Annotated in this window: 25 protein-coding genes, 1 tRNA gene and 1 pseudogene; 11 read left to right on the top strand and 16 right to left on the bottom strand. The window is 39.7% G+C overall.

The window, feature by feature from the left end; genetic code table 11:
* Positions 1 to 10: 10 nt before the first annotated feature.
* The 3 genes from purT to FTU80_RS14070 all read right to left on the bottom strand — a co-directional run bounded on the left by purT (position 11) and on the right by FTU80_RS14070 (position 3,224).
* A complete protein-coding gene (purT, locus tag FTU80_RS14080; protein ID WP_180085727.1) occupies positions 11 to 1,225 on the bottom strand; it encodes a formate-dependent phosphoribosylglycinamide formyltransferase in 1,215 nt (404 codons plus the stop codon).
* 902 nt (positions 1,226 to 2,127) lie between these two features.
* Positions 2,128 to 2,475: an L-valine transporter subunit YgaH gene (gene ygaH / locus FTU80_RS14075; protein ID WP_078189050.1), complete on the bottom strand. Its 348-nt coding sequence runs from the start codon at positions 2,473 to 2,475 to the stop codon at positions 2,128 to 2,130.
* Entirely contained in the window at positions 2,472 to 3,224 is a 753-nt protein-coding gene (locus tag FTU80_RS14070; protein ID WP_078194362.1) for an AzlC family ABC transporter permease, read from the bottom strand. The genes ygaH and FTU80_RS14070 overlap by 4 nt, the downstream gene beginning before the upstream one ends.
* Before the next feature lie 103 nt (positions 3,225 to 3,327).
* On the opposite strand from FTU80_RS14070, the gene FTU80_RS14065 reads away from it, so the two are divergent.
* Both FTU80_RS14065 and FTU80_RS14060 read left to right on the top strand, forming a co-directional pair.
* A complete protein-coding gene (locus tag FTU80_RS14065) occupies positions 3,328 to 3,807 on the top strand; it encodes a hypothetical protein (RefSeq protein ID WP_078194361.1) in 480 nt (159 codons plus the stop codon).
* Between the two features lie 433 nt (positions 3,808 to 4,240).
* Positions 4,241 to 4,399 (top strand): hypothetical protein, encoded by a 159-nt coding sequence (locus FTU80_RS14060; protein ID WP_257221543.1) that lies wholly within the window; start codon positions 4,241 to 4,243, stop codon positions 4,397 to 4,399.
* Positions 4,400 to 4,495: 96 nt separating this feature from the next.
* Here FTU80_RS14060 and FTU80_RS14055 read toward each other — a convergent pair whose 3' ends face one another.
* Entirely contained in the window at positions 4,496 to 5,203 is a 708-nt protein-coding gene (locus tag FTU80_RS14055; protein WP_180085726.1) for a Crp/Fnr family transcriptional regulator, read from the bottom strand.
* Between the two features lie 100 nt (positions 5,204 to 5,303).
* Between FTU80_RS14055 and FTU80_RS14050 the strand changes: the two genes are divergently transcribed.
* On the top strand, positions 5,304 to 5,843 hold the full coding sequence (locus tag FTU80_RS14050; RefSeq protein ID WP_180085725.1) for a DUF962 domain-containing protein: 540 nt from the start codon (positions 5,304 to 5,306) through the stop codon (positions 5,841 to 5,843).
* A 67-nt stretch (positions 5,844 to 5,910) separates the two neighbouring features.
* Here FTU80_RS14050 and FTU80_RS14045 read toward each other — a convergent pair whose 3' ends face one another.
* Positions 5,911 to 6,303 carry a hypothetical protein gene (locus FTU80_RS14045; protein ID WP_180085715.1) on the bottom strand — a complete coding sequence of 131 codons (393 nt, stop codon included), beginning with the start codon at positions 6,301 to 6,303 and terminating at the stop codon, positions 5,911 to 5,913.
* 273 nt (positions 6,304 to 6,576) lie between these two features.
* Complete coding sequence (ychF, locus tag FTU80_RS14040; RefSeq protein ID WP_078189045.1) at positions 6,577 to 7,668, bottom strand: redox-regulated ATPase YchF; 1,092 nt, start codon at positions 7,666 to 7,668, stop codon at positions 6,577 to 6,579.
* 269 nt (positions 7,669 to 7,937) lie between these two features.
* Here ychF and FTU80_RS14035 point away from each other — a divergent pair, with 269 nt between their 5' ends.
* The gene (locus tag FTU80_RS14035; protein ID WP_078194356.1) at positions 7,938 to 8,702 is read left to right on the top strand and encodes a glutathione S-transferase family protein; all 765 of its coding nucleotides are present in this window, start codon (positions 7,938 to 7,940) and stop codon (positions 8,700 to 8,702) included.
* Between the two features lie 83 nt (positions 8,703 to 8,785).
* Here FTU80_RS14035 and FTU80_RS14030 read toward each other — a convergent pair whose 3' ends face one another.
* A complete protein-coding gene (locus FTU80_RS14030; RefSeq protein ID WP_180085724.1) occupies positions 8,786 to 10,114 on the bottom strand; it encodes a hypothetical protein in 1,329 nt (442 codons plus the stop codon).
* A gap of 484 nt (positions 10,115 to 10,598) precedes the next feature.
* On the opposite strand from FTU80_RS14030, the gene FTU80_RS14025 reads away from it, so the two are divergent.
* Positions 10,599 to 11,069 carry an Lrp/AsnC family transcriptional regulator gene (locus FTU80_RS14025; protein ID WP_067763303.1) on the top strand — a complete coding sequence of 157 codons (471 nt, stop codon included), beginning with the start codon at positions 10,599 to 10,601 and terminating at the stop codon, positions 11,067 to 11,069.
* Between the two features lie 89 nt (positions 11,070 to 11,158).
* Here FTU80_RS14025 and FTU80_RS14020 read toward each other — a convergent pair whose 3' ends face one another.
* The 3 genes from FTU80_RS14020 to FTU80_RS14010 form a co-directional block, all read right to left on the bottom strand.
* Positions 11,159 to 11,911 carry a YebC/PmpR family DNA-binding transcriptional regulator gene (locus tag FTU80_RS14020; protein WP_078194353.1) on the bottom strand — a complete coding sequence of 251 codons (753 nt, stop codon included), beginning with the start codon at positions 11,909 to 11,911 and terminating at the stop codon, positions 11,159 to 11,161.
* Positions 11,912 to 12,211: 300 nt separating this feature from the next.
* The gene (locus FTU80_RS14015; RefSeq protein ID WP_078194352.1) at positions 12,212 to 12,781 is read right to left on the bottom strand and encodes a 1-acyl-sn-glycerol-3-phosphate acyltransferase; all 570 of its coding nucleotides are present in this window, start codon (positions 12,779 to 12,781) and stop codon (positions 12,212 to 12,214) included.
* A 764-nt stretch (positions 12,782 to 13,545) separates the two neighbouring features.
* Positions 13,546 to 13,622, bottom strand: a tRNA-Ile gene (locus tag FTU80_RS14010).
* Positions 13,623 to 13,990: 368 nt separating this feature from the next.
* On the opposite strand from FTU80_RS14010, the gene FTU80_RS14005 reads away from it, so the two are divergent.
* Both FTU80_RS14005 and FTU80_RS14000 read left to right on the top strand, forming a co-directional pair.
* A complete protein-coding gene (locus tag FTU80_RS14005; RefSeq protein ID WP_180085723.1) occupies positions 13,991 to 16,195 on the top strand; it encodes an OsmC domain/YcaO domain-containing protein in 2,205 nt (734 codons plus the stop codon).
* Between the two features lie 536 nt (positions 16,196 to 16,731).
* Positions 16,732 to 16,956, top strand: coding sequence for a hypothetical protein (locus FTU80_RS14000; protein ID WP_078192886.1), 225 nt, complete (start codon positions 16,732 to 16,734; stop codon positions 16,954 to 16,956).
* A 126-nt stretch (positions 16,957 to 17,082) separates the two neighbouring features.
* Here the strand turns inward: FTU80_RS14000 and bioB are convergent, their stop codons facing one another.
* The gene (bioB, locus tag FTU80_RS13995) at positions 17,083 to 18,075 is read right to left on the bottom strand and encodes a biotin synthase BioB (RefSeq protein ID WP_168379635.1); all 993 of its coding nucleotides are present in this window, start codon (positions 18,073 to 18,075) and stop codon (positions 17,083 to 17,085) included.
* Between the two features lie 277 nt (positions 18,076 to 18,352).
* Positions 18,353 to 19,447 (bottom strand): tRNA epoxyqueuosine(34) reductase QueG, encoded by a 1,095-nt coding sequence (queG, locus tag FTU80_RS13990; protein WP_180085722.1) that lies wholly within the window; start codon positions 19,445 to 19,447, stop codon positions 18,353 to 18,355.
* A gap of 20 nt (positions 19,448 to 19,467) precedes the next feature.
* Here queG and FTU80_RS13985 point away from each other — a divergent pair, with 20 nt between their 5' ends.
* Positions 19,468 to 20,949 (top strand): NAD(P)H-hydrate dehydratase, encoded by a 1,482-nt coding sequence (locus FTU80_RS13985; protein WP_180085721.1) that lies wholly within the window; start codon positions 19,468 to 19,470, stop codon positions 20,947 to 20,949.
* Positions 20,950 to 20,956: 7 nt separating this feature from the next.
* Entirely contained in the window at positions 20,957 to 21,232 is a 276-nt protein-coding gene (locus FTU80_RS13980; protein WP_180085720.1) for an acylphosphatase, read from the top strand.
* A 70-nt stretch (positions 21,233 to 21,302) separates the two neighbouring features.
* On the opposite strand, the gene ruvC is transcribed toward FTU80_RS13980, so the two are convergent.
* Positions 21,303 to 21,848, bottom strand: a complete 546-nt coding sequence (ruvC, locus tag FTU80_RS13975) for a crossover junction endodeoxyribonuclease RuvC (protein WP_078189034.1) — start codon at positions 21,846 to 21,848, stop codon at positions 21,303 to 21,305.
* A gap of 131 nt (positions 21,849 to 21,979) precedes the next feature.
* Here ruvC and FTU80_RS13970 point away from each other — a divergent pair, with 131 nt between their 5' ends.
* Positions 21,980 to 22,552: an FxsA family protein gene (locus tag FTU80_RS13970; RefSeq protein ID WP_180085719.1), complete on the top strand. Its 573-nt coding sequence runs from the start codon at positions 21,980 to 21,982 to the stop codon at positions 22,550 to 22,552.
* Between the two features lie 145 nt (positions 22,553 to 22,697).
* Positions 22,698 to 23,345: a LysE family transporter gene (locus tag FTU80_RS13965; RefSeq protein WP_180085717.1), complete on the top strand. Its 648-nt coding sequence runs from the start codon at positions 22,698 to 22,700 to the stop codon at positions 23,343 to 23,345.
* 69 nt (positions 23,346 to 23,414) lie between these two features.
* Here the strand turns inward: FTU80_RS13965 and FTU80_RS13960 are convergent, their stop codons facing one another.
* The 3 genes and pseudogenes from FTU80_RS13960 to FTU80_RS13950 form a co-directional block, all read right to left on the bottom strand.
* Complete coding sequence (locus FTU80_RS13960; RefSeq protein ID WP_111885752.1) at positions 23,415 to 23,609, bottom strand: hypothetical protein; 195 nt, start codon at positions 23,607 to 23,609, stop codon at positions 23,415 to 23,417.
* A gap of 234 nt (positions 23,610 to 23,843) precedes the next feature.
* Positions 23,844 to 24,086 (bottom strand): hypothetical protein, encoded by a 243-nt coding sequence (locus tag FTU80_RS13955; protein WP_078192893.1) that lies wholly within the window; start codon positions 24,084 to 24,086, stop codon positions 23,844 to 23,846.
* A 266-nt stretch (positions 24,087 to 24,352) separates the two neighbouring features.
* A pseudogene (locus FTU80_RS13950) lies at positions 24,353 to 24,489 on the bottom strand (pyridine nucleotide-disulfide oxidoreductase); the annotation flags it as partial.

Genomic DNA, 24,489 nt, shown 5'->3' with positions numbered 1-24,489 from the left:
TGTTACAAACTTAGTTTTGTTGAACACTGACTTGTTGTGCAGCATGTTGAGCAAGTTCACGCGCGTGATCTGTGGTTTCAGCGCGTGCTGTTGCTACGCCCATACGGCGACGTTTAAAGCCTTCTGGTTTACCAAAGAGGCGTAAATCGGTGTCTGGATTAGCCAAAGCAAGATTTAAGCCAGTAAATGATAAATTGGTATCATCCACGCCTGCATAGATGACTGCGCTCGCAGCAGTACTGTGTCGAGCAGTATTCACAGGCAGACCAAGAATGGCACGTGCATGCAGTTCGAATTCGCTTTGGAATTGCGATGCAAGCGTGACAAGGCCTGTATCGTGTGGACGAGGTGATACCTCACTAAACCATACTTTATCGCCTTTGACAAACAGTTCCACCCCAAAAATGCCACATCCACCTAATGCAATGGTTACTTTATTGGCAATACGCTTGGCTTCCTCTAATGCAAGAGCAGTCATGAGTTGTGGCTGCCAACTTTCTACATAGTCGCCAGCATCTTGGCGGTGGCCAATCGGGTCGCAAAATGATGTTTCAATTTCACCTGTTTCTGCATTTTTAGCTCGAACAGTCAGCAGGGTGATTTCAAAGTCAAAGTCAATTTGTGATTCCACGATCACAGTACCTTGATTTACACGTCCACCTGTTTGTGCATATTCCCATGCGGCATCGACTTCATCAAAGCTTTTTACACGTGACTGTCCTTTACCCGAAGACGACATGACAGGCTTAACAAAGTTTGGATAACCAATGTCATCGCATGCAGCACGGAACGCTTCAAGGGTATTGGCAAAGCGGTAGGCTGAAGTCGGTAGTCCAAGCTCTTCGGCAGCTAGACGGCGAATCCCTTCACGGTTCATCGTCAGGTTGACAGCTTTTGCAGAAGGAATGACAGTGGCAATATTTTGTTCTTCAATCTCGACCAAAACTTGAGTCGCAATGGCTTCAATTTCAGGGACAATCAAATGAGGCTTAACTTGAGCAATTAAGGCTTTAAGTGCCTGAGGATCTGCCATATTTAAAGTATGAGAAAAATGTGCAACTTGCATGGCAGGAGCATGGTCATAACGATCGGCAGCATGAACTTCTACACCCAAACGTTGCAATGAAATCACAACTTCTTTACCGAGTTCACCAGAACCTAACAGTAAGACTTTATACGCTGAAGACTGAAGTGGAGTACCAATAGTGACGCTCATGTAAATCATCCATGCTTGATTTTATGGGAATTTAAGCATAGCAGAACTTGTTCGAGAGATAAGCGAGTGTTCACATAAATAAATGATATTGTCCAACAATTTTTTTTATATCTTTATGGGTAAGCGTTCGTGTAATTATTTATCTGTGAAAACCTTTAAAAAGTGGTATTTAGTTGTTTTTATTTAAATTCACTTTAAATATGCCTGCATTTTTTACAGATGCAGGGAATGGCTTAATATCCAAATTCGCACATTGAAGCGCACGGAGCTGCACAGATGTTTGACGGAAGTTGGGCTAGTACAGTAATCCGAGCAGTGGTGCGGCGCATATACATAAAATCAATATTAAGCCAACTAAAATGGCAGTGAAATAGAGTGCGTCTGCAGCTACCGATAGAAGGTGAAATGATGAATTGAGCCATGAACTGAGGCTGAAAATACACAGTAGAAAAATCAATAAAAAACCGGATAGCTGCAGAAAATTGCTAAACAAGCGGGGTATTGAGATGTGTGAAAACATCAGGCGACGTGGATGTAAGTGCAGAATCTGCTGTGTGGAGTTGTATAAGCCCACAATCTTTTGTTGCTGATTTTTCTCTATATAAATGGTGCGGATCAGATCTGCAGGTTGGCAATGTACAGCTCAGAAATTACCACTGAACAGCTGGCTTTGAATGAAGCATTGAAAATATGTACTTTCGATGGTTTTTTGCAGTCCCCAGCTTAATTCAGATGGTTGTCTAGAATGAATATAAATTTTGCCTTGAATACAATAGTACTTTGCCATCTATTGGTTTTCGCTAGATTTTTTATGTTATGCGTTGACTATCTCATAAATATTGCAAATTAAAAAGCACAGGCTAAAGAAGCGCATGCTTGAGGTTTTTATTTGGATTGTCGCTGACTCAGCTTTAGAGATGAAAAGGTATATAGGTATAGACTAAGCCGTAAGTCAGTGCCGCAGTGAGTGTAGCAGGGACAATTTTTTTAAACTTGAAATACAAGCCTGCAAGCACAGCAAAACCAACCAACATGGCAAAGCTTTTATTTGGTGTCTCAAGCAAAGGTGGTAAGGTTGCAACCACCAACATTGAACTAATTGCGGCAATGCCAATCGAGCCCAAAGCGATTTTGAGCCATAAAGAACCACGCTGCTGTGAACCTTGCTGAAATTTCTGAATTACAAAAAATGGCCCAAACCGTGATGCAAAATTCGCAATCCCGACCAAGATCCCAACCAAGATAATTTCTAGATTCATGATGCTTCACCCATATGTTCAGGATCAGGTTTCTTTAAGACATAATGTTTGAATAAACCGGCAAAAATACCAGAAGAAATACCGATAAAAATCGCAGCAGACAAGTCGATAAAGTAGCAGGCAATCGCAGAAACAATAATTGTAACCGTGACCACAAATGTATGTTTTTTCTCAAATGCTGCGAGTAAAAAGCTTAAAAACAATGCAGGCAGTAGGAAGTCGAGTGCGGCTTGTAAAAATTGTGGAAGGTTGCTGACTTGATCGGCAAATAAACCGCCTAAAAATGAGCCTGTTGCCCAAGACAGCCAACTAAATAAGCTGAGTCCTAACATCCAAGATTCTGACCATTCTTGACGACGTTGCGACAGTTTGATCATGCCTGATGCGAAAACTTCGTCGGTTAAACCCCAAGCCCAAACTGCCGTTTTCTTTAAATTGAGTCGGTCTTGAATCAGGTTTTGTAAAGCAGGACCGTAGAGCAAATGGCGTATATCGAGAGCAATCACAGTGAGTGCAGTCATCCAAATGGATGTTCCACTTCCCAGTAACGCAACGACGAGAAACTGACTGGCACCGGCATACATAGAGCATGATAAAAATAAGGCTTCCCACGCAGTGAAACCAAATTGAGTCGCAGAAACCCCAAATGCAAAAGAAACAGGAAGATAGGTAAAGATAATGGCTTGACTATCTTTAGCACCTTGCCAAAAACCCGCAGGCTGAACTGTAGGAAGTTTGTGCTCAGACACGACACACCTTTGAAAGAGTTGAACAACAGGTCAAATGATGATTGAGTATTGTACGCGAATTCACTAGCATAGTGCCGAATATGTTTGCTGAAATGAGCTGGATATGCAGAGGTTAAAGATGCGTGGGATACTGATTGTTTCATTATTGAGCAGCACGGTGTTGTTGCAGGCCTGTGGTAATGATGGAGCTGAACAAGCTCAAGTCGAAATTAAAGCAGCACCCAAATTAACCAATGATGCAACGGAGTATGCTGCCAAAGCTTGGGCGTTTATCAATGAAGCCGATCCGATTGTTTATGCAAAGCAAGTCGATCAGATGGAAGAGAAAGTCCGTGTTCCAGCACGTAAATTGAGTACCGAATGGCGTATCAATGTCAAAATGACCGATTCTGTGACTGAAGGTAAATATGCACTGTGTCGTAAAGCTTTAACAAGTCTGGAAATTTGGGCACGTGAAAGTATTGATCAGAGTTCGACTGTTGCACAAAAGCAAGCAGATTATGAGCGTGATAAAAATCAATGCAAAGGTGCGATTGAAAACCCTGAACTCGGAAATACCGATCCGAAAAAAGTAGGCATTTAACCCGATCAAAGCAGTGAATTTTCACTGCTTTTTTTTGGAAAATATCAAAAAACAAGAATAAATCTATAATAGAGGATTGGAAAATTCTCCTAAAAACATTGCTATTTCATATAAAAAATAAATCAGACTGCTGTCTTTGTGTTGAGCTTAGTTTCAAATTTGCATGTTATTTTTTGAATTTAAATAGATAAAGCATTGATAATGAATAGTAAAAATATCTTTTGAGAAAAATTTATTGATAAAAATCCCCCCATTTTAGAACGCCAGTCGTCTGACCTTCTCTTTAATTAATATCTTTAAAATATTAATAATATAAAGTATGGATAATGTGATAAAAAATTAAAATTATCATTATTTGATAAAGTATGTAAAAATTACTACGTAAAAGATGAAGTATGTAAGTTAAATTAAAGACGTTGAATAGGTGATTAAGATGAAAAAAACATTAATGAAGTTATCGGTTTTGGCTGTTTTGACTACAGCGATCAATGTACAAGCAGCGACTGAAGACAAATCAGAAGCATCAACTCAAGAAGTTGCAGCATGTACAAATGGTTTTGACAGTGTAAATGTTTGCCAATTATTGTCGTGATCAAAACTCGATAAAGCGAAGTGCCACAAATAAAAGCAAAATAACTATAAAGAATCATTCTGGTGCAATTAAATGCACTTATTTAAATCACAAATGTCAGACATCATGCACAGGAAGTGCATGAGCAATCTGATGTAACTGCGCTAGATCTAAAATTTCAATTTGTTTAAACGCAACACGAAGCACCTGCATTTTTTCCAACTGCTGAAGCTCCTGATTGACTGATTGTCTTGAGCAATTCATCAGTTGCGCGAGTTGTTCCTGTGAGATGTATATGGTGTGTTGTTCAATTTCCAAATGATTCCCATATCCATTTAAAATAAACAGCAGACGCTGTGCGAGACGTTGACTTAAACTTTGCGTTTGTAAGGCAATGAGTTCCATAAAGGCATAGCGAAGCTTTTGACTGGTGAGCTGGGCAATATGAAACCAAAACTCAGGGTGTTGTTGTAATAATTGCTGAATTGCTTGAGCCGGTAAGTGTAATAAGGTGGACTTTTTGGTACAGATGGCATCGTGAGAACGTGGTAATTGGTCAACCAAGGATATTTCGCCAAACCACATAATCGGCTCAGCAATGGCGGCAATCGCTTCTTTGCCATGAATATCAATATAGCCTAAGCGAACTGCGCCTTCTAAGACCGCATACATACCATTAAAATGCTGTCCTGATAAAAAAACACGTGCGTCTTTTTCGAAAGTTAAGGTCAGGGCATGGCGGCAGATAAAGTCTTGGAAGGAAATATTTAAGCCTGAATACCACACATTTTTATTGAGTTGATGCACATATTGAGCGTCCAGCACAGCATATCCTTATTTTATGGTCCAACTTGTCTATTAGCTGACAACTTTATTGATGCATTTTTTATATAGTGAAATGAGTGAATGAACAAGGAGTAAGTTAATGAGCAAACTTGAAAGACTGCTAAGCCAATATGCAGCATATCATTTAGATCGAAAAAATGTGCTAACACATTTTGTGGGTATTCCGTTTATTGTATTTTCGATTATGTGTCTAACCGCACGAGCAGGGCTAATGATTTCAGGTTTTGAACTGACCCTTGCATTGTTGTTGATTATTGCCAGTGTAATTTATTACCTGAGTTTAGATAAAATTTTCGGTTTGATCATGCTTTTGGTGTTTGCAATCACATATCCCTTAGCCTTAATGATCGCAAAAATGAGCCTTATGTTATGGTTGATCTGGAGTGTGGGGATCTTTGTAGTGGGTTGGATTATCCAATTTATCGGTCATTATTATGAAAAGAAAAAGCCTGCGTTTATGGATGATGTTATTGGCTTGGCAATAGGGCCTTTATTTGTCCTAGCTGAGTTCGTGTTTCTACTAGGCTTTCGTAAAGAGCTTGAACAGCGAATGCTGACAGAAGCAAAAAGACAGCGTGCAGAGATGGATGCAAAAGCATTACATACTGCTCATCCATAAATGATTTAAATAAAAAAAGCCGGATAATTCCGGCTTTTTTATTTGCTGTGTGTTGATTCTCAACTGTTTAGGATTTCACAGCAGCTTTATGTTGTTCCACTGCTACCTTTTGTGCAGCGATTTTCGCTTTTGCATCAGTATTTGCAGCTTTGGCAGCATGGGCTGAAGTTTTAGCTTCTGATTTTGCTTTTGTTGCAAGATGCTGTGCTTGAGCTGCATCATGTATTGCTAATTTTTGATTATGTTTCACTTTACTTTGAGCCAATTGGCTGGCTTGTTTTGCATCGTGTCGAGCGACTTTTGCATCATGCTGCGCAACTTGTGCTGCATGTGTAGCAGTACGTTCCTGATGTTTTGCATGTTTAGCAATGGAAACACAAGTACCACCTTTATGGTTTGCACCTGTACCACCTGCAAGTGTGGTGCCTTGTGGACATGCAAACGCAGTTGCACTAAGCATTGTAAAGATACCTGTTGTTAGAATTGTGCTGATTTTTTTCATTGCTATTGTTCTATGAAAATAGGCATTAGTGCCTATGAGTAAATTTATAGCAGAACGGTAGAGATTTAAGTCGTTGCACTGTGGTGACTCGGCAACCAAATCATGTATTCGTGTCGATATAATTTTGTTTTTAAGCAGGTTTTAAGTTTTTAAATATGCATATTTTTTGGTGTGGGCTTTTGCCTAAAATTAAAAAAGCCAGCAAATTGCTGGCTTCTTATGGGTGCTGTCTTATACGTTAAAACGGAAGTGTAAAACATCGCCATCTTGAACGATGTATGTTTTACCTTCTAAACGCCATTTACCTGCTTCTTTAGCGCCAGCTTCACCGTTGTATTGAACGAAGTCGTTGTAGGCAACACATTCAGCACGAATAAAGCCTTTTTCGAAGTCAGTGTGAATCACACCTGCAGCTTGAGGTGCAGTTGCACCAATTTTTACTGTCCAAGCACGAACTTCTTGTACACCAGCTGTGAAGTATGTTTGAAGGCCGAGTAAGCCATAACCTGCACGAATAACTACGTTTAGACCAGGTTCTTCCATGCCTAAAGCTTCAAGGAATTCAGCACGATCTTCATCTTCAAGTAATGAAATTTCTGCTTCGATTTGGTTGCAAAGTGGAACCACAATCGCATTTTCTTCAGCAGCTAATTTTTGCACTGCTTCTAAGTGAGGGTTATTTTCGAAACCATCTTCTGCAACGTTGGCAATATACATGGTTGGTTTAAGGGTTAAGAACCCATAACCACGCACCAATTTGCGTTCATCTTCATCAAGGTCTGCAGCACGCGCAGGTTTACCTTCATCAAGTAAAGGTAAGATTTTGTCTAAAACCGCTTTGGTCGCAATCGCTTCTTTATCGCCACCTTTTGCAGATTTTGCTAGACGTGTAATTGCTTTAGAAACAGCTTCTAAGTCAGCAAGTGCAAGTTCAGTGTTGATCGTTGCGATATCGTCAAGTGGGTCAATTTTGCCATTTACGTGAATGACATTTTCGTCTTCAAAACAACGTACAACGTGTGCAATAGCATCAGTTTCACGAATGTTAGCTAAGAATTGGTTGCCAAGGCCTTCACCTTTAGATGCACCAGCAACGAGACCTGCGATATCTACAAATTCCATCGTGGTTGGGACAACACGTTGTGGGTTTACAATTTCAGCAAGTTTATCCATACGTGGATCAGGTACAGGTACGATCCCAGTATTTGGCTCAATTGTACAGAATGGGAAGTTTTCAGCAGCAATCGCAGCTTTGGTTAATGCGTTGAAAAGCGTTGATTTACCAACGTTCGGCAGGCCGACAATACCACAGTTAAAACCCATGAAATAACTCACAAAGTATTATAAAAAAATTGTGGATGATTTTACATGAAAGCCATAATAAAGTCAGGTGATATGGGAAGGAGAATGTATAACTTATTGAATCGCACAGAGACCGAGATGAATTCACGTCTGAATAAAGCTTAAGTTGCACTACGGATGCAGAATAGGTGCAAAAATGACATTGTGTTTCAATAACACAGTGACTAAAGTATCTCTATAAAATTACTGGGTTTTATAAACTGCAGTTACAACAAAAACTTGGAGCATTTATGCGAACTCTCTACCAGTTTCCACTCTCACATTTTTGTGAAAAGGCGCGCTGGTTACTCGATCATAAAGAGTTGGATTATGTGGCTCATAATTTAATGCCGGGTGTACATCGTGCATTTGCACAGCTTAAAACAGGGCAAAACAAATTACCGATTTTACGTGATCAAGATCATTGGGTTGCAGATTCAACTCAAATCGCCTTTTACTTGGATGCGACCTACCCCGAACATAGTCTGATCCGTCCAGATGTCAAACTGCGTGAAGACGCTTTAGAAATTAATGAACTCTCCATTGAGTTAGGCCAACATGTGCGCCGTTGGGGGTTGGCACATGCATTAAATGAAAGTGAAGAATCACTTGATATTTTAATTGGTGAAAAGGGCTATTTACGTCAGTTTGAAAAATATTCCAAGCCCATTATAAAGGCACTGGTTTCTAAAGGTTATCAATTAGATACGGATAAGGTTGCGGCTTCACGTGAGCGATTGGACGAAATTGTGGTTGATTTAAATCAACGTCTGATCGAACAAGGTGGGCGTTATTTTGTAGGCGACCGATTAGGTTTGGCTGATATTGCAGTGTGTTCAATGTTGGCGCCGATATTGGAGATTGTCGGAACGCCGTGGGAAAAAGAGCATGGCGAAACCTTATCAGAAGAGTTTAAAGCTTACAAAGCCTATTTGAGCGATTTGCCTTTAGGTCAATATGTGCAACGTATATACCAAACAGAACGGAATGCACGGGTAGATTGGCGTGGTGTATAAGCTCTTTATATGAAAACTTTGCGTCATACTGCTTTAAAAAAGCGCGCCTAACAGCGCGCTTTTTTTTATAAGACTTTCAATCCTTAAATATAGCTTTGTTGTTGAATATCCAAATTATTCAGCACTGGACTGATACTATCGGCTTGTAAAGTATTCAGAGGCATAACAGGGTAGAAGATATTGCCTAGCGCATCCTTAATACTTGGGATGATGGTGGAGATATCAAAATCACCTTGAGCAGAACCTAAATTTTCCAATAGGTCATTAATATTCGGTAATTGGCCCGTGAGGTTTTCAGTCAATTGATTGAACTGATCCGTGATAGAACCAAGATCAATTTTTTCAGGAGCAAGATTGCCAAGTAAATCGCCAAGATCTGGAATGGTCAGTTGATCGAGGAACTGAGTCGCTTCACCATTACTGTCCATCAGAGCAATGACTGGTTTCAACGAATTAATCACTTGATTTAAATCAGTTGAAAGCGTCAGTAAGGATGGATTGTTGACCACATCCAAAATGGTGCTCAAGCTATTTAATACATCATAAATCGCTTTGACGGTTTGAGCCTGATCCGTATCGATGACATCGCTTTTTGCCAGTAAATCTAACAGCGGATTAAGTCCTTTGATCACCCCTGAAATGGTCTCAGGGACATTCCCTTGGTTGGCTGATGAAATGGCGGTCACTAGATTGGTCACACTTCCAATCACTGTCGGTAAAGCATGACTCAACTGTTCCATATCAATAGTTGAGTTGTCTTTATTGATTGAAGCTAATAAAGGTAGGAGGGCAGTCGTTGCACCTTGTGCAATTTGCCCAAAGTCGATGTTTCCAGAAGACGAGCTCCCAATCATCTGAATAATAGGTTGCGTATATTCTAAAACTTGGCTGAGTGTATTGATAATTTGTGTTGCATCCGTTGACCCTGTTGCGCTTCCAAGCATAGCAAGCAATGGTTTGATGGCATTTACAGCATTGCTAATATTGTCAGGAAGATTACCTTGATTATTGGTGCTACTCAGTAAACTTTGCAAGCTGTTGACAATGGTAGGTAAAGATTGAACCAACTGATTCATCTCTGTTGAGCCAGCGTTGCTACCTAAGTTTTGTAGGAGTGGTTGCAGAGTTGTCATCAATGTCTTGAGTGCATCCGAATTTGAACCATTATTGGATGTAAGACTTTGAATCGTGCTAATCACTTGCGGAAGCGATTTAGTCAGTGCGCTAAAATCAAAAGACTTTGTGCCACCTAAATTACCCAATAATCCTGTCAGCGTATCCGTGATATTGGTTGTAGGTTTAAGCGGGCTAAGTAGGTTACTGACTGTGCTGCTAATTGTACTGAGCTGTAGGGAAGGACTTAGTACAGAACTTAATTTTGAGCTGAGTGAACTCAGTGATTTAATTGCCATGTTTATTCTTCCGTTTTTGTTTTTTTGTATATTTATGAACCGCCGCTATTTTTTAATGTAATTACCAAATCTAGTAAATAAGTGAAAAAAAGCAAAATGTGAAATAGAGCGCACATTGAAAAATATAGTAAAAATAAAAAGTTGAAAAATATAAAATAAAATTTATTTTCCTTTTATCTGAAATTGATTTATTCAGATCAATGGAATGCATCGAGAAGCTTTATTGGTAGGTTGTCTAAAGACGTTATTTAGAATATAAAAACTAAACTTTGATGAAAAAACATTCATTTAAACACGATATTTATGCAAATTATTATGTTCATAATGCATATGAGCTTTATTATTTTTAATAAATCATGCTATACATGAGAAAACTTGCACATAAATGCTGATTTTAAAACTTAAAATAACATTGAAAATGACAACAGGTGTTTGATGAATCGGGATCATCAGCACTGTTTTCAAAAATGGCTGGAGTAGACTGATGGAACTAGACCGTTTTGATAAACAAATTTTAGAAATTTTGACCCATGAAGATGTCAATTTAAATGAACTGTCAGAGCGGGTGAATTTATCGGTCAGTTCAGTTCATCGTCGGATCAAACAATTGATTGATCACAATATTATCAGTGGTCTAAAACGTGAAATTAATTATCAAAAATTGGGATTTAGTTTGCATGTGCTGCTGCAGGTGTCCTTAAGCAAACATGATACAGACACCTTTGCTAAATTTTTAGAAGAATTAGAAAGTATTCCGGAAGTCATCAATGCATTTTTAGTGACAGGGCAGTCTGCCGATTTTATTGTGGAAGTCGTTGCACGAGATATGGAAAACTATAGTGAAATTTTACTCAAACGCATTGGTAAAATTGAACATGTGGTCGCATTACATTCGAGCTTTGTAATTAAACAATATAATGTTTTTAACTGTAATGGCTTATTAAATAAGGTTTAAATGCAGCCCTCATATATAAACTCAAACAGTTGAAAGCTAGGCAATAAAAAACGCACCGAAGGGTGCGTTTTATACTTCAGTCGATTGAATTATAGAGCTTCTAACTCAGCCATTACTTCATCGGTGAATTCAACGTTGGTATACACGTTTTGAACGTCGTCTAGATCTTCAAACATATCAATCATTTTGATGATTTTTTTCGCTTGTTCGATATCTGAAATCAACGCTTTAGTTGAAGGGTTCATGACCACTTCGGCGTTATCAGATTTTAAACCTGCTGCTGCAAGTGCATCCTGAACCTCACCGAAAGTTTCAGGTGTGGTGATAACTAGAATTTCATCTTCATCTACTTCAATATCTTCAGCACCAGCTTCTAAAGCGATGTCCATGATTTGATCTTCTAAAGAAACATCTTCAAAAGTAATCTCACCACGTTTAGTAAACATATAAGCCACTGAACCTGCAGTACCTAAATTACCATCAGTTTTCGAGAAGCAATGACGAACGTCAGGAACAGTACGGTTCAAGTTATCCGTCATTGTTTCAATGATGACCGCAACACCACCAACGCCATATCCTTCGTAGGTTACTTCTTTTAGATCGGTATTTTCTTCACCACCCACACCACGTTGGATCGCACGGTTGATGGTGTCACGTGTCATGTTTGCAACTAATGCTTTTTCAACAACAGCACGTAAACGTGGGTTAGACGCTACATCACCGCCGCCTAAGCGTGCAGCTGTCACGATTTCACGGATAAATTTTGTGAATACTTTAGCGCGGCTTGCATCTTGTTTTGCTTTACGATGCTTAGTATTAGCCCACTTGGAATGACCCGCCATGCGAAATATGCTCCTTGTAGATTGGCCTTATGCCTATCAAATTGAGCAAATTCTACCATAATGGCTTTTTTGTGTGAAAGTACTGGATTTCATGAATTGAGTAGTTGAAAAAAAAATATCCAAATTTGAGAAAATAATGCGAAATGTCTAAACGCCCGTACTGTAATTTTTCTTATGATGAGAATCGGGCTAAAAGGGTGAGCTCTATCTTGATATAACAGGAAGATATAAATGTACAATGCATGGAGCACGTGACATTTATATCTTTAAATACGTAGTTCGTTAAAACGTGAATGGCGCTTAGTCTTTATTTTTAGGTTCAGGGATCACGATATCTAAACCTACTTTATCTTTATAGAGCTGCTTGATTAAGGCTAAATCGTGATCGAGCTCAGTCGGGTAAATCTTGCCAAAAATACCACCTTGTTTGGTTTTTGAGTTGGCATACATTAATACAATCGGCACACCTGCTGCTTTAGCAATATACCAAAAGCCTGTACGAATTGGTTTTCGTGTTTCACCACGTACTGCACGGGTCGCTTCTGGAGCAATGACTAAATTAAATTTTTCGCTAGCTTCAAAATGCTCAACCATTTGAGTCACGATGTCTTTATTGGCTTTACGGTCTACAGGAATACCGCCAATCGCTTCAAGAACAGGTTTAAATGGACCTTTAAAGAGTTCTTTTTTAATCAGCGTGTGAATTTTAATGTCGTAAATTTGGCAAAGGGCCAGTGAAAGAACAGCATCCATCATTGAGGTGTGTTCAAAGCCGACGATCACTTGTTTATTTTCTAAAACATCAGGTTCTACGTGGTATTTCCAGCCTGCCAATTTAAATGCAGATTCGCCAATAAACTTTTTCAACATAGTCGGTGATACAGTGATTTTAAAAAGGTGTAATTTCTGCTTGTTTGTCCTATGAGTCAAGAGCATTTAAGTGAGCTTTAATCCGAATTGTGCATATATTTCAAATCGGATTAAAAAAGAGGGCTGAAGTCTTATATTTTTTAGCAATAAATCGGTTAAATTTTATATAGCAAAGCTATCATCATAGATAAAAATACTCTTAAAAATTTGCTAAATATGGCTAGGCACCGTCAGAAATTCTTATTAGACTTTTGTCGTAGGTTAAAACTTTTAACCTGTTGGTCTTAACTCGTTTTCTAACGGAGAACTCAAGCATGATTTATTTAACTGCTGTGTTATTCGCTGTTGCTATGTTTGCTTTGATTGTTATTTGGTCAATTATTGAGTTTTATTTGGACTTAAGAAAGCCTGAACAGGTTGAGTCTTAATATTTGCGCTTTTAAAATGCGAAATATGTAGTATCTCTAAAAATCATGAATCAAAAAACATTTGCTTATAATGAATAAAATAATATTTTTTAAGTATAACAAATCGTGACTTAATTTATGGGTATTTAGAACTTAAGCTTTTAAATTTTTCTTGAATGTATTTCTTTGAAACCCACTTCTCGTATTAACCAATCGTGGCTTACTCAAGTTGGCTTGAAATTTTGTACGTATCTATATGTTATCTGCCATATCTTTTAAAGGCTTAGACTGACTTTATTTAGTTTTTAACATTAAAAAAACCCCTCACGATTAATGCACGTAAGGGGTTGTTTTATATGGTGGGCCCACACAGACTTGAACTGTGGACCAACGGATTATGAGTCCGCTGCTCTAACCAACTGAGCTATAGGCCCTATATTCTGAATGTGTTATTTATCAACAAGTTCAGACGCAAAGCATACTAGCGAAGATTTTTTTAAAAGACAAGCCTTTTTCTTCACGGCTGCACACTAACACAACAAATTGGCTGTAGTTGCAGCAGTTGAGCTTGGATTCGACCAAAATGCACAAAGTGTCAAATCCTATCGTGATGTAAATCACGACAAAAGTTATCAAACAGTCAAAATAACCTTATAATAATGCCCATTCTTGTCAGTACCGTGCCCAACAGCGCTTAGATTGGTACTGGCCTCACATTTTTAAGTCAATGTCCTACAGTTATTCGGCTTATGTTTTCATTTTTATGTGTTGCACTGACACATAAGAATATTTAGGTGCCCACATGGAAATTAAGGTTAATTATCTCGATAACCTTCGACAAGAAGCCAAATTTGATGACTTCACGGTAATTGCCGACCAACCTATTCGCTATAAAGGTGATGGTTCTGCTCCCGGACCATTCGATTACTTTTTGGCGTCGTCAGCATTATGTGCAGCGTATTTTGTAAAAGTGTATTGTGCGGCGCGAGACATTCCGACAGATAATATTCGCTTATCACAAAATAATATTGTTGATCCTGAAAACCGCTACAAGCAAATTTTCAAAATTCAAGTTGAACTTCCTGCGGATATTTCAGAAAAAGACCGTCAAGGCATTTTGCGTTCAATTGACCGCTGTACGGTTAAAAAAGTCATTCAAACTGGTCCTGAATTTGTCATTGAAGAAGTAGAAAGCATTGATGCAGATGCACAAGCTTTACTTATGCCAAATTTAGCGTCAGACAGTACCACGTTTATTCCGGGTAAAGATCTGCCATTGGAAGAAACCATTGCCAATATGTCAGGTATTTTGGCTGGTTTAGGCATGAAGATTGAAATTGCATCATGGCGTAACATCGTGCCGAATGTTTGGTCTCTACATATTCGTGATGCACAATCGCCAATGTGTTTTACCAATGGTAAAGGCTCAACCAAAGAAAGCGCATTAGCTTCGGCTTTGGGTGAATTTATTGAACGTCTCAATTGCAACTTCTTCTATAACGACCAGTTCTGGGGTGAAGAGATTGCCAATGCTGACTTTGTGCATTACCCAGATGAAAAATGGTTCCAACCTGGCCCAGAAGGCGAGTTACCTGTCGAAATTTTGGATGACTACACACGTGAAATTTATAACCCAGAAGGTGAGTTATTAGGTACACATCTATATGACACCAATTCAGGAAATATAGCACGCGGTATTTGCTCTCTTCCATTTGTCCGTCAGTCAGATGGTGAAACAGTGTATTTCCCATCAAACTTGATTGAAAATTTATACTTGTCAAACGGGATGAGTGCAGGGAATACCTTGGCAGAAGCGCAGGTTCAATGCTTATCTGAAATCTTTGAACGCGCAGTAAAACGTGAGATTTTAGAAGGTGAATTGGCTCTACCAGATGTACCAGAAGAGGTTTTAGCCAAATATCCAAGTATTGTTGCAGGTATTCAAGGCTTAGAAGAACAAGGTTTTCCTGTATTGGTAAAAGATGCTTCACTTGGTGGTCAGTACCCAGTGATGTGCGTAACCTTAATGAACCCACGTACAGGTGGGGTTTTTGCATCTTTTGGTGCGCACCCTAAACTCGAAGTGGCTTTAGAGCGTAGCTTAACCGAGCTTCTACAAGGCCGTAGCTTTGAAGGTCTAAACGATCTACCAAAACCAACGTTTAGCTCAAATGCAGTCACTGAACCAAATAACTTTGTAGAACACTTTATTGACTCAAGTGGTTTGGTGTCTTGGAAATTCTTTAGCGCACAATCAGACTATGATTTTGTAGAGTGGGATTTCACTGCAGAAGGTGAAAATGCCAATGCGGAAGAAGCTGCAGCGATGTTTGCGATTCTAGAAGACATGGGCAAAGAAGCGTATATGGCGGTCTACCAGCATCTAGGTGCTACGGCATGTCGTATTTTGGTTCCGGGTTATTCTGAAGTGTATTTGGTTGAAGACTTGGTTTGGGATAACACCAACAAAGCTTTGGACTTCCGTGAGGATATTTTAAACATTCATCGTCTAGATGAAGATGAGTTAGTGTCACTGGTTGAGCGCTTAGAAGAGCTTGAAGTGGATGACTACACGGATATTGTGACGCTCATCGGGATTGAGTTTGATGACAATACTGTATGGGGCCAATTAACGGTTCTTGAGCTCAAACTACTGATCTATATTGCCTTACAAGAATTTGAAGAAGCAAAAGAGTTGGTCGAAACCTTCCTTCAATACAACACCAATACGGTCGAACGTGGTTTGTTCTATCAATGCATGAATGTAGTTTTAGAAGTTGAATTGGACGATGACTTAGATCTCAATGACTATGAACATAATTTCCGTCGTATGTTTGGTGACGAACGTATGGATGCAGTGATTGGTTCAATGGATGGCAGTCTTCGCTTCTACGGTTTAACTGAAACCAATATGCAACTTGAAGGTTTAGATCGTCATTTACGTCTGATTGATAGCTATAAAAAATTGCATGCTGCACGTGCGAAGTTTGCCAGTCAGAACGTTTAAATCTGGGCTTGTGAATAACGTTACTCATGTGATCATCTATTTGAAAAAACTCTCCTAAGGGGGAGTTTTTTTGTGCGAAATTTGCTGAAAATTAATCTATATCTGTGATGTTGATATTAATAAAAATCCTTATAACTCAGGTGAATATAAGGAAGGATTAAAAATAACCGATTATCCGAAATTGTGTCATTTTAAAGTAAAGATATTTGACTCATTGGAAAAATATGCTAATAAATTAGCTATGGCGTGTTTAGGCATGATCATAATATTTCAGGACGAAATATTCAGAAGCACATTAATAAATAAACGGGAGTTTTAACAACATGCTTCAATTATTCAGAAAACTATTTTGCATGCATATTTACGAATACGAGCAAATGGAAGAAATCGGTTCGCACAAGGAATGTCGTAAGTGCGGTGTGACAAAGTAATGCAGAGTCTCAGCCGAAAAAAAAGTGAGCGAAAGCTCACTTTTTTAATGCCGGTCAATATTGAAATCATTAAAATGGAAATACATTCACAGTTTTCATGCAGATATGAGTAAAGATTTTCAAGCCGAGCGTTATACCGTCGATGCCAATATGGCAGATACCATTGCATGGTTATTACAACATCAAGATTGCTTTGAATCTTTTCATTATGATGCGATTCAGCAGCAATTGGTGGTTCAACATGCTAATGGTCAAGACATCATTCGTGAAGGGGATTATTTAAATGCAGGCTATGGAATTTTAATAACAGCACATAACTTTGCGAAGTAATCGATATATTTTCCATACTCATGGTGATTCAACCATTCATTTATTCGCACCATCTCTTGCATTGCACATTGAAACCTACCACTGATCATTCAATAAAACTAAGCCCCGATGTTCGGGGCTTGGGTTTTAAGCCATTTGCATGGCATCAGTTGAAAGCTGTGCAGCATTTGGTTTGGGCTGTTCAGCCACTAAACCGAGTTTGCTAAATAAAAGCTGATCTTTGCCTTCGCCTGCATTTGGCGTGGTCAGCAGTTTTTCACCAGAAAAGAGTGAATTTGCACCTGCCATAAATGCCAAAGCTTGTTCTGAATCACTCAGGGATTCACGACCTGCAGAGAGTCGAATATAGCTTTTTGGCATAATGATCCGTGCGACTGCAATGGTGCGAATCCATTCGATCACATCAAGTTTCTCAACCTCTGCAAGTGGGGTACCTTGAATAGGGACAAGGAGATTAATCGGCACGGATTCAGGATGAATCGGCAGCGTTGCCAACTCCATCAAAAAGGCGATACGGTCATCACGGCTTTCACCTAAGCCCACAATTCCGCCGCTACAGATTTTCATTCCAGATTGGCGCACATAGTCTAGCGTCGTTAAACGGTCATCATAGCTACGTGTGCTAATGACATTGGGATAATACTCACGAGAAGTATCGAGGTTATGGTTGTAATAATCTAAGCCCGCCTCATGTAAGCGCTCTGCTTGAGACTGATTCAGCATGCCAAGGGTCATACAGGTTTCAAGTCCCAGCGCTTTGACTTCACGCACCATTTCTAGCACATAGGGCATGTCCCGTTCATGTGGATTGCGCCATGCAGCGCCCATACAAAAACGCGAAGAACCTGAGGCAAGCGCAGCTTTCGCTTCATTGATGACTTTTTCCACAGCCAGACGTTTTTCAGCTTCTAATCCAGAGTCATAATGTGCAGACTGAGAGCAATATTTACAGTCTTCAGGGCACTTACCGGTTTTAATCGAAAGTAAGGTGCTGACTTGAATATGATTGGCTTGGAAATATTCACGGTGAATGGTCTGTGCTTGGAATAATAAATCCATCAATGGTTGTTGATACAACTCTTGTATTTCTGGATGTGTCCAGTCATTTCGGTAGCTCATAAATGATCCATATTTTCTGCCTAATGCAGATCATCATACGTAAAATTTGCAGACTTCCAAGACTATTTTGTAATATTGCAATTTAGCTAAAATGCATTGAAATGACTTTTTCAAAGAACTTTTGATATTTAAGATGCTTGCAAAGTTATGCTAAATGACAGCACAATCGCTGCAATGTTTATTTTGAGCTAAAAAATTAATTTTCTTGGATTACGTCACTAAGTTTTAGCTTAAATGAAAACTTTGTAAGGATCTGGAAAATAGAGAATAAAAGTCCTTAAGGCATTTTTGAGTTTTGTTCTGCAATTGCCCAATCAATATGAACTTGCACAATCGCGTCATGTTTTTCGCGAGAATTTTTTAATGATTGAACAATATTTGAACTGTATGGTGCATTGCCTAAGCCAATAGCGATATTTCGCATAAAGCTTTGATAGCCTGTTCGTCGGATAGGACTGCCTTCAGTACAGCTTAAAAAAGTGGCTTCATCCCATTGCCAAAGATCTAATAAACTCACTTGGTCGAGGCCATGACGTGGATAAAAGTCCTCAATTTGAGTTTTATGCGCAAAGCTATTCCATGGACAGATAAGTTGACAGTCATCACAGCCAAACACACGGTTACCAATGCCACGGCGTAATTCTTCAGGAATGATGCCTTTGTATTCGATGGTTAAGTAGGCAATGCATTTACGTGCATCTAACATATAGGGCTCAACGATGGCCTGAGTTGGACAGATATCAATACAGGCTGTGCATGAACCACAATGTTTGGTTGCCGGCGAATCAAAAGGCAAATCGAGTGATGTAAACAGCTCACCTAATACAAAAAATGAGCCTGATTTTTTATGGATCAGTAAGGTGTGTTTGCCTGTCCAGCCCATGCCTGCATTTTCAGCTAAGGATTTTTCAAACACTGGTGCAGAGTCGGCAAAGGGTCTAGATTCAAAATCTCCGATTTTTTCACGGATAATATTCGACAAGGTTTTTAGACGACCGCGCATGACTTTGTGGTAGTCACGACCTCGTGCATAGCGTGCAATGATGGCTGAGTTTGGCTCATCTGGAACATAACGTGGTTTTGGTGTCTCGACCAAATAGTCCATGCGGACACAAATGATACTGCGGGTGCCGGGGACTAAAAGTGCGGGATTGGCACGTTTTTCAAGGTTTTCCTCTAGGAATTTCATATCGCCGTGATAACCACGTTCTAAATATTCTTTAAAACGAGGGAGTTCCTCTTGAGCATCTGGCTTTGCGATGACACAATCAGAAAAACCTAAATTTAAGGCTTGTGCTTTAATCCATGCTTTTAGGGTTTCTGGATCATATTGATCGACAGGAATTTTTTGTGCAGGAGTTGAAGCGGCCATAATCATAACAAGGAAAAACAATGCGTCTGCAAGTTTACCATAGCCCTGTTTATCTTAGCCAAAGTATTCAAGCTTGGGAGCAGCGTTGGTTTGCTCAGCACAATAGCAGTTATGGTCTGATGCAGCAGGTCGCATGGTCGATTGCTCAGCAACTCATTCCAAGGTTAAAGCAGCAAAATTTAAAAAATATCGCTGTATGTTGTGGGCAGGGCAACAACGCAGGTGATGGATATCTTACAGCGCAATACCTACAGCAAGCAGGCTTTCAAGTCGATATTTACGCCGCTGAAATTGGAGCATCGAAAGATTTACATTCTGCTGTAAAAGAAGCGATAGATCACAAGTTCAAGATCTATACACATTTTGATTTTCAGCGTGACTATGACGTTTATATCGACGCATTATTTGGTATAGGGCTCAATCGTGAACTTTCTAGCGAATGGCAAGCCATTATTCAACGATTAAATGCATGCACGGGACTCAAAGTTGCGATTGATATTCCAAGCGGTTTACATGCCAATACAGGGCAGCCTTTACCCATCGCATTTCAAGCCGATTATACCTTTACTGCATTGGGTCTAAAAGCAGGGCTATTTACAGGCCAAGCAAAGGAATATGCAGGTGAAGTTGTGGTGATGGCATGTATACCGACTGATGCAGAGCTAGCGCCACTTGCGTATTTGTCGCCACAGAAAATCACTTTACCTGCACGTCAAGCTTTTGGTCATAAAGGCAGTTATGGCCATGTTTTGGTTGTTGGTGGCCATGCTGAAATGGGCGGGGCGGTGATTATGGCTGCTGAGGCTGCATTCCATGCAGGTGCAGGTAAGGTTACGGTTGTTTGTGATGCACGACATCACACCGCTATTTTGGCGCGCGCACCGAATATTATGCTACGCGATATCAATGCATTAACTACAGAAGCGATTCGGCAACTGATCGATCAAGTCGATGCGATTAGCTTTGGCATGGGGCTTGGTCGTGACGATTGGGCACAACAGCAGTTTCAGTCATGGTTTCCATTGATTCAGCAGTCAACCTTGGAAATTGTTTTGGATGCAGATGCCTTGTGGTTTCTAGCAGAAACGCCTGAAAAATTGAATGCACGCACCTATGCAACGCCACATCCGGGTGAAGCTGCAAAATTATTGGGTCTATCTATTGCTGAAGTTGAAGCAGATCGTGTACAAGCAATTCACCATTTAAGAGAAAAATTTCAAGGTCAATGGGTGCTTAAAGGGGCAGGTAGCTTAATACTTGAAGATCAGCTTTGGATTTGCACCGCAGGTAATGCAGGAATGGGTACAGGCGGTATGGGAGATGTGCTTGCAGGGATGATTGCAAGTTTAAAAGCACAATTCCATCAGCAAATTCATCTGCATGAAATCGTAAGCCTGCATGCTTTAGCAGGTGATGTATTGGCGAAGTCTGGGATGCGTGGTTTACAAGCACAGAATATGGCCCAAGCGGTTTATCATGTGGTCAATCATTCAGGAGATTAAGACTAAAATGCATGCAGTTAAATTGCGAATCCAAGGTAAAGTGCAGGGTGTTGGTTATCGTCGTTGGTTTGAACAGCAAGCGGTTGCACTTGGTTTAAATGGCTATGTGAAAAATCTAGCGACGGGCGAAGTTGAAGCGCTGATTATTGGAACTGAAGACGCCATTCATAAAATACTGAAACACAGTCTGGTGGGGCCTTTACGAGCAGACGTGACTAAAATCGATCAGCAAGAAATTCCAATGTATGAATTAGACTATAGCGGTTTTAAAATGATTCGCTAAGTTTGATCACTAGATTGAGTGGGCTTTTGAAAACAGTCTGAATTACTGAGCTATATGATTTGACGAATATTTATCGACGTCGAGTGCTTACACGACTTCGGCCACGAGCCATACCACCTAAGGCATTCAGTACAGCCATTTTACTCATACTACCAGACGCATGCGCATGACAAATTGCGGCAGCCAAAGCATCGGCTGCATCCTGCTGGGGTTTGATGCTTAGGTTTAGTATGCGCATAACCATCATTTGGACTTGTTCTTTGTCTGCCGCACCATAGCCGACCACAGATTGTTTGATTTGACGTGCAGTATATTCAGCGACTTGTAAATCTAAATTGGTTAAAGCAGCAATGGCAGCACCGCGTGCTTGACCTAATTTTAAGGCCGAGTCAGGGTTTTGAGCCATAAATACTTGTTCAACCGCAGCTTCAGTAGGCCCGTGAAACTTTACGATACGATCAATACCAGCAAAGATACGTTTTAAGCGTTCAGGCATTTCTGTTGTTTCGGTACGAATGGTGCCAGCATCGACAAAACGTAGTTTAGAACCATCCTTTTCGATGATGCCGTAACCAGTTAGGCGAGACCCAGGGTCAATACCGATAATTAATGACATGTTTGCCTATTTGCCCTTTAAAAATAAAAATATGCCCATATTGTTACATAAGCGTGTCAAAAAAGCTTGATAGTGATTGAGCAGTTGAACGCAACACCTTAAATTAATTTACTTAGATTTGTTTAATTTTCATGAAATTATTTCTTCTGATTTTAGCAGGCTTGATCCTGGAAGTGTTTGTCTGGATCGGTGTGGGCGACCTCGTCGGCAGCATGTGGTATGTCTTTTTCTGGTTCTTGGCGGCCTTCTTTATAGGGATGAATATTATCCGTAAATATTCATCAGGTCTGATGCCTCAAATGCAGCAAATGCAAGCAGGTCAAATGAGTAATGATCCAGCTTTAACTGGAAATTTACCAAAAATTTTGGCTGGTTTCTTATTGCTGTTACCGGGTCTAATCTCAGATATTATGGCATTACTTATTTTGATTCCACCTGTACAAAATGCCATGAAAACAGTCATGATGAAAACAATGATGAAGCGTCAGCAAGCCATGATGGAAAAAATGATGGGTGGCATGATGGGCGATATGGAAGGCATGGGCGGTGCTCAAGGTCAGAACCCATTTGCAGATATGATGCGTCAAATGCAAGATATGCAAAATCAGCAATCAGGTCGTGATTCATCCGTTATTGATGGTGAAGCTCGTGAAGTGACGCCAGATGCGAAACAAATTGAACTGAAAGATGTCAATAAAAAATAATTAACTCAGTATGAAAGGCCGAATGTGTATTCGGCTTTTTTTTGCGTAAATTTTGATACGGCCTAAAAATAAACCTTGTGTTGCCAACAAAAAAATTGAACAGGCGATATAATCTTCACGTTTTAATTCAAATGAATCAGCTTGCATGTCACTGTTATTCACCATCTGTGCGCTACATTTTGTTGCGCAGTTGAGTCCAGGTCCAGACGTATTATTAATTGCTAAAAGTGCAGCATCAACAACCCGTGCAAATACCTTAAAAATTATTGCGGGGATCTCTGTCGGGATTGTGGTGTGGGTCGTTTTAACCTTATTGGGCTTTACGGTTCTGGTCGAGCAATTTCCATGGATACAACAAGTTTTAATGGCCGTTGGTGGATTTTTCTTGGCGAAAATGGGCTGGGCAATGTTTAGTGGCGGGCTTAAAAGTTTAAATCAAACAGCCAATTTAGAAGACGGGCAGGCCTTAAGTCAGCAGAAAACTGAAAATTATTTTTTATTAGGTTTATTTACAAATTTAGCCAATCCGAAAACATTGATTTATTTTAGCAGTGTGTTCTCACTGGCGTTGAGTTCATCAGCCAGTAGTAACCTCAAAGCACAGCTTGCTGTCATCATTCCGATTCAAACCTTTATTGTGTTTAGTCTGTTTATGATGATTATGTCTTTGCCTAAAATTAAAGCACTCTACCAACGGTCAGGTAGTTATATTGATCTGGTTTCAGGGGCACTATTTCTAATTTTTGCGATTTGGCTGTGGTTCGACGCAATTAGAATGTTCAATCTTCAATAGCTGCAAACATATTGCTGTCAGCAAAGCGAAAGCCAAGTATTAAAACTTGGCTTTTTTTATGTCAAAGTTCTATTGCTCTGGATTGGTTTGATCTTGATCTTTGGATGGTGCTGTATTTGATGGATCTTGTGCAACATCGGTAGTTTCAGCATGATCACGATAACGGTTCGGTTTGAGGGTGGTTTCGGTATTTTCAGAGCCTTTGTATGATCGGCTACGATTGGCGCGTTCACGTAAACCGCCTTTTTTGATTAACTGCACCATCGTCTAGAACCTCATTGCTATTGCCATAGTTTAAAGAATTTTCCTCGTGAAGATAAGTAAGCAGGGCGATGCAAGCGCATAAAAAAGCCTGAAATCATTCAGGCTTTCATCATTTTAATTTCTCGCTTTGAATGACTTTAAAGCAACTGGATAATAGCGCTTAAATACGGATTGTCTAATATTTGGGCATTGCTAGCCTGTTCATGGGGCTATATTTGGCTGTTGTAAGAAAGCTTAATTTTTACCATCCTGCTTGAGTACTTCAAAGATGTTGAGTTGGGTTGTAGCTTCAGTATCGTGCTGTTGCAAATACACTTGAACACTCTTAAATAGAATGGCAACAGCCAAACAACTGAGTATGCAAAATATCCAAAAGCCATATGGGCTACGGATATTATGCGAGCCACATTCGGAACATTCTTTATCGCTTGAAGCCAATACTTTATTGCAACAAGCACAGTGATATTGATAGTGCATTGCGTTTCTCCATTTAGTCGAATTTGACCAACATTCTTGTTGTTATTGTCAACCATCAATCCGTGATGATTGTTTTATCTTAATGTGCAAATAAGCTACTGTACAAGTTTTAAACGGTTTGTTTTGCTCATTATTGTGTAAGTGAAAAGCGTCAGAGAGTTAAATATTTGTTTTATTGCTAATTTATAAATGAAACAAGGCATGAATTTTCAGTCATAAAAAAAGCCAGTTCGAAAACTGGCTTTTGCTGTTCTGTCTAAACTGAATTATTGACCAGAACGGATGATGTAATCAAAAGCAGATAATGATGCTTTCGCGCCTTCACCTGTCGCAATGATGATTTGTTTGTACGGTACTGTTGTACAGTCACCGGCAGCAAATACACCTTTTACATTGGTTTCGT

The organism is Acinetobacter sp. YH12145, assembly GCF_013418335.1.
GTDB classification, from domain to species: domain Bacteria; phylum Pseudomonadota; class Gammaproteobacteria; order Pseudomonadales; family Moraxellaceae; genus Acinetobacter; species Acinetobacter amyesii.
Note: the sequence above shows the minus strand (reverse complement) of the source record. Positions and strands in the feature narration are given on the sequence as shown.